This window comes from Cohnella sp. GCM10020058 (assembly GCF_042683485.1).
GTDB lineage: Bacteria > Bacillota > Bacilli > Paenibacillales > Paenibacillaceae > Cohnella.
This window is the reverse complement of sequence record NZ_JBHUJV010000001.1, coordinates 222,395-235,075: the sequence shown is the minus strand read 5'-3', so window position 1 is coordinate 235,075 and position 12,681 is coordinate 222,395. Positions and strand designations below refer to the sequence as shown.

Here is a 12,681-nt window from a genome sequence, read left to right as displayed (position 1 = left end):
GGGAGGGGATCGTTACCGATGTCCGATATACTGACACAGCTTAAAGAACGAACCGCGCCGCAGCATCAACGTGCGGAGCAGAACAAATATACGGCCGCAATGCTGGACCGCACGATGACGCTTGAGCAATACCAGGAGTACCTGGCTTTATTTTATGGCTACATCCTCCCTCTCGAACGCGCGTTCGAAGCAAGGCCGGAATGGGACGAGCTTCGGTTCGATATCGGCGCCCGGACGAAGCACCGCTTGATCGAAGCGGACCTGCACGCTCTCGGATGGGATTCGCGCGCGATCGATCACTTGCCGCTCTGCCAAGCGCTGCCCCTCCTGTCGTCATTTTCCCGAGTTCTAGGATGCATGTACGTGCTAGAAGGCTCGACGCTGGGCGGCCAAATGCTCACGAAGCTGTTGATGAAAAATCTGCCGGTATCGCCGGATACGAATGCCCGTTACTTCAACAGCTATGGACCGGATGTGCGCGAGCGCTGGTCCGAATTCCGCGATCTGCTGTCCGCTCATGCGCGCACCGAAGAGGACGAACGCGAGATGCTGGCGGCGGCCGGCGAAACCTTCGATCGCTTGCGCGATTGGATCGAAGCGCCGAACGGGACGGTTTCCCGATAATATTCGAAAAAGGCTGGTGTGTAATGACCGATGATTACGACAACGATTTAGAGAACGAACTGAATCGCTCGCTGCTAACCGAAGGCGACTTTACGTATGAGCCGATCGACCTGACGAACTGCGAGAAAGAACCGATTCATATTCCGGGCATGATTCAGCCCCATGGCGTGCTGCTCGCCGCGACGAACGACGAAGCGCGTACGGTCGTGCAGTGCAGCCGCAATACCGATCTGCTGCTGGGAGCGCCTGCGGAGTCGCTGCTCGGGCAGCCGCTGTCCGCCGTTATCGGGGATCGGGCGCTCGCGTTTATCGAGGAGTCTCTCGCCCGTACTGCCTCAGAAGACAAGCAGCATTTTCTCGAGATGACGATCGATCTGCCGGGCGGACCGGCGGAATTTTTCGCGATCCTCCATGTCAGCGACGATCTCTTGGTCGTCGAGCTGGAACGCCCCACGGACGACGCTGCGCCCGCCGTGAACGACTTCGAATGGGTTCAGGCGTTCTTTACGCGCATCAAGCGCACGCATAGCCGGGCCGGAGCCAGCCAGGTGGCCGCAGAGCTCGTCAAGGATATCCTCGGCTACGACCGCGTGATGGTATACGAGTTCGATGCGGACTGGAACGGCAAAGTCATCGCCGAAGCGAAAAACAGTACGATGGAACCTTTCCTAGGCCATCACTACCCCGCTTCGGACATTCCGAAGCAAGCCAGAGCGCTGTATGTGCGCAATTGGGTGCGCACGATCGTCGATATGGACTACGAGCCGGTGCCGATCATCCCAACGCTACAGCCCTCCGGCAAACCGCTGAACTTGAGCCTTTCCGTCCTGCGCAGCGTCTCTCCGATTCATATCGAGTATATGAAAAATATGGGCGTAGGCGCCACCATGACGATCTCGCTCATTCACGGCGGCGAGCTTTGGGGCATGATCGCCTGTCACCATGATACGCCCAAGTACGTGCCGCACCGGCAGCGCAATCTTTGCAATTTCCTGGGCTCGTTTTTCTCCAGCGAGCTTCACCAGCGTCAGCGGCTGGACGATTACCAGGACGAACTTCAGCTCAAATCGGTAGCGCAAAGGCTGGCTCGCATCTTCGGTGCGCCGGGTACGCCCGAACAGCTGAAGGAAAAGCTGAGCGCGGACGAAGATGCGCTGTTGTCCGTGATGAACGCTTCAGGCGCAGCCGTTCAGTTCAAGGGACGCCTCCTGTTGTTCGGCAGCACGCCGGGCGCCGCCCAGATCGTCAAGCTGTCAGTATGGCTGAGCCAGCAGGCTGAAGACTACGCGTATCATACAAGCCGGCTCTCCTCGGTTTACCCGCCGGCGGCTGAATATCCGGACAAAGCGGCAGGCGTCGTATTCCTCTCGCTCTCTTCGGATTATCGCGACCATATTCTTTGGTTCAGGCCCGAGGTCGTGCAGACGGTAACCTGGGCGGGCGACCCGGCCAAAGCCGTCGTACGAATCGGCGAGGGCTACCGGATCTCGCCGCGCAAATCGTTCGAGGCGTGGCAGGAGGTCGTCACGAACACGTCTCTTCCTTGGGAACCCAAGGAGATTCATACGCTGTCCGACCTGAAGTCGATCGCGCTAAAGCAGACGGAAGAGGATCTGCGGCTGGCCGAGGAAAAATCGATTTTGTACGCGCGGACGCTAAAGGAAAACGAATCGCGTTACCTGCAACTGATGGAGTATTCTGCCGTCGCTTTCGTCACGCTGACCGAAGGCCGGATCGTGTTCGCGAATCTCGAGGCCGCCCGTCTGCTGCGCGTCTCCGAAGCGGCGGATCTGATCGGCCGCCAGCTCGCCGACTGGATCGATCCATCGTCCGAGACCGAGCTTGCGGACATGCTCGGCCGCATCGTGGCGGCTGCGACGCAGCTTAGATCCTGCCGTCTTCGGATGATGGCCGCGCCGGAAGCATCGGGCGGCCCGGTCGAGTTGGAGATGACGCTCGCCCATGTCGTCTATGGCGGCAAGCCGTCGATCATGGCGATCGCCCGGGAAGCGTCAGGCGATGCCGGAGAAGAAAATCTGTTTACCGAGGTGACGCGGGAGCTTTCCCGCTACATTCATACGGACAGCTTGACCGAGCTGCCCAACAGACGCTGCTTCGACGAGAACCTGGCCAAAGACTGGCAGCAGTGCGCGGACAGCGGCAAGGCAATGGCGGTCGTCATGCTGGATCTCGATAATTTCCGATCGTACAACGCCATGTTCGGCTATCAAGGCGCCGACAACTGTCTGCGTTGGGTCGCCGAATCGCTGAGCGCGGTCGGGAATCTGAGAAATGCGGTCATCTCCAGATACGGCGGCGCTTCATTCGTGCTGACGCTGGCCGAGGAGCCTACGCCCGAGGGCCAAGCGAGCGTCGACATGCTGGCCGATCAGCTCCGTCAGACGGTCATATCGCTGCAGATTCCCCATCCGCAGCCCGGCATCGGCGAGTATTTGACGGCAAGCGTCGGCGTCGCGATCGAGACCAACATTAGCGAAGGAACCCCTTCGGAGCTGGTGGCGCGAGCCGAAAAGGCGCTCGCAATCGCCAAAGCGGAAGGGAAAAACCGTGTCTTCGCGCTGTAAATGTCAACACGTCAAACCCGGCTCGCGATCAAGGCGCGAAGCCGGGTTTTTTGACGATCTGGCGCGGAGCCGGATCCGCTGACGATCAAGGCGCGAAGCCAACTCTGCCACGATCAAGGCGCGAAGCCGGCTCTGCTGATCTTCAGTCCGTCTTCCGGGTAACACTCGCGAAGCCGTTCATACACAATTCGCCACGAATGCGGCGAATACCACTCGGTCATGCCGAGCTGCGCGTACAACGGCTCGAGCCCCAGTCTTCTCGTTCGGCTTCCGCCGCTTCCGTCCCCCATTACGTAGTCGTCTACGACGACGCGGTCCGTCACCGCCCTCAGCAAAGCCGGCAAACGCTCACTGCTGGGCAGCACAGGCGCGACGGCCGCTTGGACGGGGACGCCGGCTTCCTTGAGCCGGGCGAGCGCCTTTAGCCGCGCTGCGATCGGCGGCGCGGCTGGCGAGAATACGCGGCGTACCGCCTCCAGGTCGGTCTCGACGGTCATGCTCACCCGGACACGGCTGCCCATTCGCAGCAGCAGGTCGATATCGCGCGTCACCAGCGGGCTGCGCGTCTGCACGAGCAGGAAGTCCGGCGACATCTCTGCCATCGCTTCGAGCAGCGACCGCGTGACCTGTTCCCGATACTCAGCGGGCTGGTAGGGATCTGTGCTGGACGACATAAAGATGCGCACCGGACCTTTGGCAGTTGCACGGGCAAGCTCCCGGCGCAGAAGCTCGCCCGCGCCTTGCTTGATGTCCACCCACGTTCCCCAGGCTTCTTCGCGGAATGCGGCGACCGGCATGCCCCTCACGTAGCAGTAGGCGCAGCCAAATGCGCAGCCCCCATACGGGTTCAGCGTATGCGTATAATCTTCAAGAAAGCCCAGCGCTCGATTCAGCAGCGACTTGGGCTTTTTATAATGAACCTTTGTCTGGTTGCTCACGGCTGGCACCACCTCGCGAGAATGAGTGTGAAGCGATGGCCCTGGAGGAGGGCGGAAATCGGGCGGTATGGGCCGAGCAATATCGGGGCCGGGGGCAACGGGCCGAACGACAACGAGCCGAGCGAGAACGGGCCCAGCGACAACGGGCCCAGCGATAAGCGCTTTTGGGCACTATCCAGTCGTTTGCAGGCGGTATTTGGCGCGAGATATGCGCTTTTAGGCACGATCTCGCCACTCGCCGCCGTCATCCAGCCCGAGTTAAGCGCTTTTTGGCACTATCCCGCCACTCGCAGCCGTCATCCAGCCCGAGTTAAGCGCTTTTCGGCGCGATCTCGCCCCCCCGCCCCTCTCTTCCAGTATATATCAGCAAGTTTACGAAATCCGAGTGTCCCGACTTTGCGATACAATGGAAACGGAGGAGGATGATCATGCCCTACGAATCGACGTTAACCCTCGCTACGCCGGAGGATTATCGTTTTTCCGCCAACCTGGGTTACTTGATGCGCTCGCCTAAAGAGTGCCTGCATTATATTCGAGACGAACGCTTGTACAAGGCGCTTCCGCTGAAGGGGACGCCGGTCGTCGAGATCAGCTCAGCTAGCGACGGCGGGCTGCTCGTCGCGTTCGCGGGCGATCGCGGCAGTCCGAGCGAACAAGTCCGGGAGTCCGCGGTCGCCTACATCCGCGAGTGGCTTGATCTGAATACGGATCTAGAACCTTTCTACCGGCTTGCCGCGGAGGATCCGATCCTGGCTGCCGCGGCATCCATGCACAGAGGTCTGCGTCTGGTCGGCATTCCCGATCTGTTCGAGGCGATGGCATGGGGCATCCTGGGACAGCAGATCAATCTCGCCTTCGCCTACACGCTCAAGGCGCGCCTGGTGGAAGCATATGGCGGACAAATCGCCTTCGACGGCAATACTTTTTGGACGTTCCCCCAGCCTGAAGTCATCGCCGGCCTGGAAGTCAAGGACCTGCTGCCGCTGAAGCTGACGGTCAAGAAGTGCGAATATCTCATTCACGCGGCAGAGTTGATCGCCCGCGGGGCATTATCCAAGGGGATGCTGCAGGAGCTGGGATACCGAGAAGCGGAAAAAGCCCTCGTGCGCATCCGCGGCATCGGTCCGTGGACCGCGAATTACGTGCTGATGCGCTGCCTTCGGATGAAGGATGCTTTTCCGATCGACGACGTCGGCCTGCATCATGCGCTTCGCCACGTTACGGGCAGCGATGCCAAGCCGCCTCGCGAGGAGATCTTGCGGCTGTCCGCAGGCTGGCGCGGTTGGGAGTCGTATGCGACTTTTTATCTGTGGCGGTTGCTTTATTGAAGCCGCCGCGACAGGCGATCGTCGGCCCGCAGTCTGGATGCGTCGGCGTTCCTCAAGTGAAGCCGAGCGGCAGCCGACAGGTTAGGCCTAAAGGACGCGTTCCAGCTCGAGCAGCTGCTTCTTCATGTCAAGCCCGCCGCGGTAGCCCGTGATCGCTCCGCTCTTGCCGATTACCCGGTGGCACGGCACGCAGACGAGCACGGGGTTGGCGCCGATCGCCGCGCCTACCGCGCGCATCGCAGCAGGCTTGTCTACGAGCGCGGCGATCTCGCTGTACGAGCGCGTCTGGCCATAGGGGATGCCGAGCAGCGCTTGCCATACCGCTTGCTGAAACGCAGTCCCCCGTGCATCGACGGGCGCCTCGAACGTACGGCGGGCGCCGTCCATATATTCGGTCAGCTCGCGCGCGTACGGCGCCAGCCCCGCATCGTCCCGGACGAGCTCCGCTCCCCGGATCCGGGCGTTCACCCACGACTCCAGCTGTTCATACGGCATGTCCGGCGAACCGACGTAGCAAAGCCCCCGATCCGTTGCCGCGGCATACAGGCGCCAATTCCCGTGGTCGATTCGCGTCCAGCGGACGATTTCGCCAGTTTGCAGATTATTCATTCCGACACCTCCACGTAAGCCGGCCGGCCTCCCAGTCTTCTGAATTCGCTGGGCGTCGTGCCGGTTCTCTGTTTAAAAACAGTAATAAAATAAGGAACGCTGCCAAAGCCTACCGCATCGGCGATCTCGGCCATCGGCATACTCGTCGTCTCGAGCAGCTCGGTCGCCCGCGCGATGCGGGTGCGCTGCACGTACTCGACCGGCGTGACGCCCGCGATCCGTTTGAATATACGATGCAAATGATAAGGGCTGCCCCGATACAACTCCGCGAGGCGGTCCAGCGTGATCGGCTCATAGTAGCAGCGATCGATGAATTCCGTCATCTGACCGATCCACTCCACGTCAGGCAGCTTCCTGTCCGTCGGCCTGCAACGCTTGCAGGGACGATAGCCCGCCGCCATCGCCGGCTCGGAATCCGCAAAGATCCGCACGTTCTCCCGCTTGGGCGCCCGGGATTTGCAAGAAGGACGGCAAAAGATGCCCGTCGTCATGACCGCGTACCGGAAGCGGTCGTTATATGCCGCGTCGTTGCCGACGATTGCCGCCCATTGCGCCTCGTCTGGCACTTCGCCCGCGTACGTTTTATTCCTGTTGTCGACGCCCATCTGCATCACCTCCCCCCAAGTATACCCGCAATACCCGGCGCCCGTAAGGTTTTCGGATTACAATCGCAAGATCTCGAAATCAACCGTCAAAGCCCGCAAAAGATCCGATTGACTCGGATGATCGTCAGTGGCATAATGTACGCGTGTACATTGTTGGATTTTAGAAATGATAAAACGCGGCGTACGCGCCGGGAGAGGAGTCGCAAACCATGGCTACGCGCAGGGAAGTCGCCGATTTGGCTGGCGTGTCCGAGGCGACGGTGTCCCGCGTGATGAACGGCGTCGGACCGATCAAGGATGAGACGCGGCGCAAGGTTGCCGCAGCCGCAGCCGCGCTAGGCTACCAATTAAATGCGCTCGCTTCCGGCTTCGCCAAAGGAAGAAGCGGCAACATCGGCGTCGTCCTGCCGCATGTGCCGAAGGTCAGGCTGTTCTCCACCTACTACTTTTCCGAGATTCTGAGCGGCATCGGAGACGTCCTGCATCAGGCGGGATACGGCCTCTTGCTCCTCTACCGCAATCCGCAAGCGCGATATGACTACGTGTCGCTGTACCGGACGCGCAGGGTCGACGCCTGCCTGATTCTTGGCGCGAGCGCGCTGCCCGAGGAGCAGGCCTCCGTGTTTGCCCTGGCCGACGAAGGGCTGCCCTGCTGCGTCGTCGACCAGCGGTATTCACGGGCAGGGCTGCCTTGCGTGGGCGCGGATCACCGGGCTGGCGCTTATGCGGCCGCGCGGTACATGCTGGACGCCGGTCACCGCCGCATCGGCTTTTTGAACGGCTCGCCGCATTACTCCAACAGCGCGGATCGCTACGAGGGATACAGGCAAGCGCTCGCCGAGTCCGGCCTGTCTCCGGACCCTGAGCATCTGTTCGAAGGCAACTACAGCCGCAAGAGCGGTCACGAAGCCGCTGGCGCAATCTTCGAACGGCTCGCGGCATTGGACGGCCTGCTGTGCGCGAACGACCGGATGGCGATCGGCGCGATCCAGGGGCTGCGCGAACGCGGCGTTGCGGTACCGGAAAGGCTGCCCGTGATCGGCTACGACAATTCCGACGCCTCCAGCCTGACCGATCCGCCGCTGACGACGGTCGAGGTCCCATTTTACGAGATGGGACGGCTTGCCGCCGAATCGGTGCTCGCCCGGCTGGCGGGCGAGATCGGGGGCGCGAGCGGCATTGAAGTCGCGGACGATATAGAGGTTCATCAAGCAATCGGTTCGAACACGGCCGCGGACGACGTGCTGCTGCCGACGCAACTCATCATCAGACGCTCCTGCTAAAGGCGCGCAACCGAAAGGAATGGGATCTAACATGGCTAAAAAAGCGTTGATCGTATGGGGCGGCTGGGACGGCCATCAGCCCAAGGAGGTCGCGGAGCTGTTTCGCGCGATGCTGGCCGCCGAGGGCTTCGAGGTCGAAGTCTCGGACACCCTCGAGGCGTTCGCCGACAAGGACAAGCTCATGAGCCTCGACCTGATCGTACCGGCCTGGACGATGGGCAAGATCGAGCAGGAATGGGTGAACAACGTATCCGCGGCGGTCCAGGCGGGCACGGGGCTCGCGGGCTGCCACGGCGGCATGTGCGACGCGTTTCGCGAGAACACCGACTGGCAGTTCATGACCGGCGGCCAATGGGTGGCGCATCCGGGCAACGACGGTACCGAGTACGTCGTCAACGTAAAGCACAGCTCGAGCCCGCTCGTGGCCGGCATGTCCGACTTCACCGTAAGTACCGAGCAGTATTACCTGCATATCGATCCCGCGATCGAGGTGCTGGCCACGACCCGGTTCCCGATCGCCCCCGGCCCGCATTCGCCCAACAAAGCCGTCGACATGCCGGTCGTATGGACGAAGCGCTGGGGACAAGGACGCGTGTACTATAATTCGCTGGGGCATCAGGCGAACATCGTCGCGCTGCCCGAAGTGTCCGAACTGATGCGCAGAGGCTTCCTGTGGTGCGCCGAAGGCAAGACGGCCGGCGCTGCCGACTATGCGGCTGACGGCGCTTATACGGGCATGCAGGACAACCAGCTGTAATTTTGGAAAAAAGATCGAGAGGGGAACGGTACGGTGGGGAACAAAGTAAAGGTCGGCATTATCGGTACGGGCAACATCAGCGGCATCTACCTGCAGAACGGCGGGCGCTTCGGCTCGATGGAGATCGTCGCCTGCGCGGACCTTGACGTCGCCAGAGCCAAGGCCAAGGCGGAAGAGCACGGCATCCGCGGACTGTCCGTCGAGGAGCTGCTGGCAGACCCGGAGATTCAAATGGTCATCAACCTGACGATCCCGCAAGCGCATGCGGCCGTGTGTCTGCAGGCGCTGCAAGCCGGCAAGCATGTCTACGTGGAAAAGCCCTTCGCGGTCAAACGCGAGGAGGCCCGCGAAGTGGTCGAGCTCGCCCGCCAGAAGAAGCTGCTCGTCGGCAGCGCGCCCGACACGTTCCTCGGCGGCGGCATCCAGACGTGCGTCAAGCTGATCGAGGACGGCTGGATCGGCACGCCGATCGGCGCGACCGCGTTCATGGTCGGCGGCGGGCACGAGAGCTGGCATCCGGATCCTGCTTTCTACTACAAGACGGGCGGCGGACCGATGTTCGACATGGGTCCATACTATCTAACCGCGCTCGTGGCGCTGCTCGGCCCGATCGCCGCCGTAACCGGCGCCGCCCGTATCTCGTATCCCGAGCGGACGATCACGAGTAAGCCGAAAAGCGGCCAGAAGATCGAAGTCGAGATACCGACCCATGTCGCCGGCATCATGGAATTCGCGGCCGGCCCGATCGGCACCATCCTGACGAGCTTCGACGCCCCGGGCGGCGCGCAGCTGCCCTTCATCGAGATTTACGGCAGCGGCGGCACGCTTCAAGTACCGGACCCCAACTCGTTCGGCGGTCCGATCCGCATCCGCCGCGGCGGAGCCGGCGAGTGGTCCGAGCTGCCGCTGACGCACGGCTACGCGAACAATGCCCGCGGCCTCGGCGCCGCGGATATGGCACAAGCCATTCTGACCGGCCGTCCGCACCGCGCGAACGGCGAGCTGGCCTATCACGTGCTCGAGGCGATGCACGGCTTCCACGACGCAGCCGAGCAAGGCGTGCGTTACCGCATGCACAGCACGTGCGAGCGGCCCGCGCCGCTGCCGCTAAGTGTGCGCGAGGGCGAGCTGGACGCCTGACCCATTGCATGACCCCGACACCTCCATTGCGGAGGCGTCGGGGTCGTTTTTAATTCGTGATCCGGATAAAGTCGACTTTGACCGTACCGGTCGCCGTCAGCGGATCGAATCGCAGCTGCTTGATGCTGCCCGTCCAGCCGGCGGCCGCCCCCATATCCGCGACATACTCCATATAATCGCTGGTGGCCAATAGCGGAATTGTGACTGACTTCGCCGCGTTCCAAGTCGTATCCGTCGTCGTCGTAAAGAAAATTTGCGCCGTCGTATTCGTCGATAAGTTCTGCAATCGGATGCGGACGTAGCGGTTGATCAAGGCATTATCGATCGCCAGATTGTCGGGAGAGTAAATATAGGGATCGGTTCCCCCGGAGGTTAGGTTCAAGCTGCCGCCCGACACCGTCATCGACGAGATCTGGTTGCCGGTGGTCCAGCCTTCGGCATTCGAGTCGGTTGCGAATTCCCAGCTCTTGCTCGCGCCGGAGCCAAGCGATGATACCTGGATATAATCGACGCTCATCGTGCCGCTCTTCGAGATCGGATCCAGGCGCAGCTGTTTGATCGAACCGGACCAATTCGGGTTGACGCCCAGATCCACCACGTAAGTCGCATAATCGGACGCATACTCCTTCGTGACGAACACTACCGACTTCGACGCGCTCCAGGCGGTGTCCGTCGTCGTCGTGAAGAAGAGCTGCGCCATCGGGTCGTTCGTGTTGTTCTTCAGGCGGATTCTCAAATAGCGATTGGCTGCCGGACTGTTCAGGTTGTCCGCGGAGACGATATAGGGATCGCTTCCGCTGCTCGTCAGCGTCAGAACGCCTCCGGATACGGTGCCGGCAATTTGGTTGGCCATCGTCCAGTTTTCCAGATTGCCGGCCGTGCCGAAGTCCCATTGCAATCCATAGTTCGTATAGGCGATCGACGGTGTCCAGCTGACCGCGTCGGATGCGTTGTTCCCCGCCGAACCGGCGGAAACCTCGAATCTCAACTCGTCGCCCGCGCCCACCACTATCCCGTCCAATATCGCTTCATAACCGGTTCGATCCCCCGCGGCAACCGACTGATCCGAGGCGGACGGCCAGATTCGCGTCCCGTTCTTGGCGATGCGGACGACAACGCCGTCTCCGCCTTCCTCCGCCATCAGCACGCGCGCGCGCAAGCTGACGGTCCCTTGAATCGGCGCCGTCCATACCCGTGCCACCTTGCAGTTCGCGCAAGCCGAAGGCTGCAGCTCAAACGCGGAGACGCTCGGGAAGGCTGTCGCGGCGGACGGCTGCCACTGCTTTTTCGCAGTGTCGTAATATGCAAGATTCGTCCAGGACGCGCCATCGTAGGCTTTGGACGTCCAATTGCCCAAGCCTTGCGTCGATCCGAAGCTCGCCGATGCGTGAGCGATGGCGGACGCCGACTTGATCGGCTGGTTGTTCGAGACGGTGAAGCCGCTGTAGTCCGCGCCATCCTCGTACAGGAACGCGTTCGCCTCGTGATAGAGATTGTCCCGAATCGTGCCCGTCGGCTTATCCGACGTTCCCGCCCGGCGGAACGATCCGCTGCCGTTCTGTACGAACGTATTGCCGGCTGCCGTCGTGTTGAGCTCAAAGCCCAGCCCCGGATGAATGGCCAGGAACGAGATTCCCGCTCCTGCGTTGCCCGCAAAGTAGTTCTCGCTGATGTTCACGCGATTGGTGCAGCATTCGAAATCGAAAGCCACCATGTCCGGCGAGGAAGTGTGAGGCACGTTGGTGAACTGGTTGTTGAAAATGTTGGCGTCGTACACGCCGGCCAGGTAGATGGCCGCTGTTCCCGTATCGGAGTGACAGCCCGCGTCCCCGTCGATTCTCGAATCGATGAGCGTCAGGTAGCGTACGTCCGTGATCCGCATCCCGTCGTCGCATCCCGTCGCGCCGCCCCCTCCCGCGTCATTCTGATGGAAGTTAAGCTTTCTCATCACGATCTGTTCGGCCGCTTTATAGCCCGTAACGGACGAATAGGATCCGTTGTACCAATCGATCGAGATCGTGTCGAGGTTGCGGCTTCCTTCGATGTCCTCGAACAGCACGTTTTTGACGATCGGCGCCGATGCGCCGTGGGAATCGTCGAACGTCTTCGACGTAAATTCGATGCCGGCCGAGTTCCATACCGCGTCGCCGGTCACGTCGTTGCCGCTTCTCGAGCCCTGGTGAATGCCTTTGATATCGTGCAGATAAAGATCCTTGAAGACGAGCCCTTCATGCCCCGCCGTAGAGAAGCTGACGACGATACCTGCGCCGGCCCGGCCGATCTCCAGCCCGCCGATCGTCCAGTAGCTCGGGTTCGTCAGCGAGATCGCTCTGTCCGATTCCAGGCCGTTGCGAACGATTTTCGGTTTGGTGCCCGAGCCGTACGCGCCCAGCACGATCGGATTCGCGGAAGTTCCCGTGCCCGCGAGCGTCATTCGCTCATTCCACGTCGCCCCTTTGGCGAGCAGAATCTGATCTCCCGCTGCAAATGCGCCATGGCTGTTGACCGGCGCGAAGCTGCACCAGGGCGCAGACGCCGACGTCCCGGCGCCGGCATCCGAGCAAGCGCTTCCACTTTGATTGTTGACATAGTAGCTAGCGGCCGAAGCGCTGGCCGATCCTAAAAGCAGCAGGCCCGCAGCCGCGGCAAACGCCAGCAGGAGCGCATATCCGAGCTTGCCGAACGGTTTGCCCATCGAATGGTTCATGACGATTCCTCGCTCTCTTTTCATGGATAAAAAAAACCGGAGCGCTCCATTAGCCATAGCTGCTTCGAAGACTCCGGTACGATGGGGCGATAGTAAGCGCAGGCG

The 12,681-nt window shown here is 61.3% G+C and carries 10 protein-coding genes; 6 read left to right on the top strand and 4 right to left on the bottom strand.

Going from position 1 to position 12,681, the window contains the following annotated elements; translation table 11 throughout:
• Positions 1–18: 18 nt before the first annotated feature.
• Together ACFSR7_RS00985 and ACFSR7_RS00980 are read left to right on the top strand one after the other, a co-directional pair.
• Positions 19–624, top strand: a complete 606-nt coding sequence (locus tag ACFSR7_RS00985; protein WP_378158494.1) for a biliverdin-producing heme oxygenase — start codon at positions 19–21, stop codon at positions 622–624.
• Positions 625–647: 23 nt separating this feature from the next.
• Positions 648–3,209, top strand: a complete 2,562-nt coding sequence (locus tag ACFSR7_RS00980) for a diguanylate cyclase domain-containing protein (protein ID WP_378158493.1) — start codon at positions 648–650, stop codon at positions 3,207–3,209.
• 113 nt (positions 3,210–3,322) lie between these two features.
• Here ACFSR7_RS00980 and ACFSR7_RS00975 read toward each other — a convergent pair whose 3' ends face one another.
• The gene (locus tag ACFSR7_RS00975) at positions 3,323–4,147 is read right to left on the bottom strand and encodes an SPL family radical SAM protein (RefSeq protein ID WP_378158491.1); all 825 of its coding nucleotides are present in this window, start codon (positions 4,145–4,147) and stop codon (positions 3,323–3,325) included.
• 428 nt (positions 4,148–4,575) lie between these two features.
• On the opposite strand from ACFSR7_RS00975, the gene ACFSR7_RS00970 reads away from it, so the two are divergent.
• A complete protein-coding gene (locus ACFSR7_RS00970) occupies positions 4,576–5,475 on the top strand; it encodes a DNA-3-methyladenine glycosylase family protein (protein WP_378158490.1) in 900 nt (299 codons plus the stop codon).
• An 87-nt stretch (positions 5,476–5,562) separates the two neighbouring features.
• Here the strand turns inward: ACFSR7_RS00970 and ACFSR7_RS00965 are convergent, their stop codons facing one another.
• Both ACFSR7_RS00965 and ACFSR7_RS00960 read right to left on the bottom strand, forming a co-directional pair.
• On the bottom strand, positions 5,563–6,084 hold the full coding sequence (locus tag ACFSR7_RS00965) for a methylated-DNA--[protein]-cysteine S-methyltransferase (protein ID WP_378158489.1): 522 nt from the start codon (positions 6,082–6,084) through the stop codon (positions 5,563–5,565).
• Positions 6,081–6,689 carry a bifunctional transcriptional activator/DNA repair enzyme AdaA gene (locus tag ACFSR7_RS00960; RefSeq protein WP_378158488.1) on the bottom strand — a complete coding sequence of 203 codons (609 nt, stop codon included), beginning with the start codon at positions 6,687–6,689 and terminating at the stop codon, positions 6,081–6,083. Before ACFSR7_RS00960 ends, ACFSR7_RS00965 begins: the two co-directional genes overlap by 4 nt.
• Positions 6,690–6,898: 209 nt before the next feature.
• On the opposite strand from ACFSR7_RS00960, the gene ACFSR7_RS00955 reads away from it, so the two are divergent.
• From ACFSR7_RS00955 to ACFSR7_RS00945, 3 genes are read left to right on the top strand one after another with little or no spacing between them, the layout of a single operon-like run.
• On the top strand, positions 6,899–7,972 hold the full coding sequence (locus ACFSR7_RS00955; protein WP_378158487.1) for a LacI family DNA-binding transcriptional regulator: 1,074 nt from the start codon (positions 6,899–6,901) through the stop codon (positions 7,970–7,972).
• Positions 7,973–8,003: 31 nt separating this feature from the next.
• Positions 8,004–8,729: a ThuA domain-containing protein gene (locus ACFSR7_RS00950; RefSeq protein ID WP_378158485.1), complete on the top strand. Its 726-nt coding sequence runs from the start codon at positions 8,004–8,006 to the stop codon at positions 8,727–8,729.
• Positions 8,730–8,762: 33 nt separating this feature from the next.
• Positions 8,763–9,869, top strand: coding sequence for a Gfo/Idh/MocA family protein (locus ACFSR7_RS00945; protein ID WP_378158484.1), 1,107 nt, complete (start codon positions 8,763–8,765; stop codon positions 9,867–9,869).
• 49 nt (positions 9,870–9,918) lie between these two features.
• Here the strand turns inward: ACFSR7_RS00945 and ACFSR7_RS00940 are convergent, their stop codons facing one another.
• A complete protein-coding gene (locus ACFSR7_RS00940) occupies positions 9,919–12,576 on the bottom strand; it encodes a right-handed parallel beta-helix repeat-containing protein (RefSeq protein WP_378158482.1) in 2,658 nt (885 codons plus the stop codon).
• Between the last annotated feature and the right edge of the window lie 105 nt (positions 12,577–12,681).

What these genes read in the sequence shown, in the direction of transcription:
- ACFSR7_RS00960 (WP_378158488.1), bottom strand. Translation starts at nt 6,689, where the DNA reads ATGGGCGTCGACAACAGGAATAAAACGTACGCGGGCGAAGTGCCAGAC.
- ACFSR7_RS00980 (WP_378158493.1), top strand. Translation starts at nt 648, where the DNA reads ATGACCGATGATTACGACAACGATTTAGAGAACGAACTGAATCGCTCG.
- ACFSR7_RS00965 (WP_378158489.1), bottom strand. Translation starts at nt 6,084, where the DNA reads ATGAATAATCTGCAAACTGGCGAAATCGTCCGCTGGACGCGAATCGAC.
- ACFSR7_RS00985 (WP_378158494.1), top strand. Translation starts at nt 19, where the DNA reads ATGTCCGATATACTGACACAGCTTAAAGAACGAACCGCGCCGCAGCAT.
- ACFSR7_RS00940 (WP_378158482.1), bottom strand. Translation starts at nt 12,576, where the DNA reads ATGAACCATTCGATGGGCAAACCGTTCGGCAAGCTCGGATATGCGCTC.
- ACFSR7_RS00955 (WP_378158487.1), top strand. Translation starts at nt 6,899, where the DNA reads ATGGCTACGCGCAGGGAAGTCGCCGATTTGGCTGGCGTGTCCGAGGCG.
- ACFSR7_RS00970 (WP_378158490.1), top strand. Translation starts at nt 4,576, where the DNA reads ATGCCCTACGAATCGACGTTAACCCTCGCTACGCCGGAGGATTATCGT.
- ACFSR7_RS00950 (WP_378158485.1), top strand. Translation starts at nt 8,004, where the DNA reads ATGGCTAAAAAAGCGTTGATCGTATGGGGCGGCTGGGACGGCCATCAG.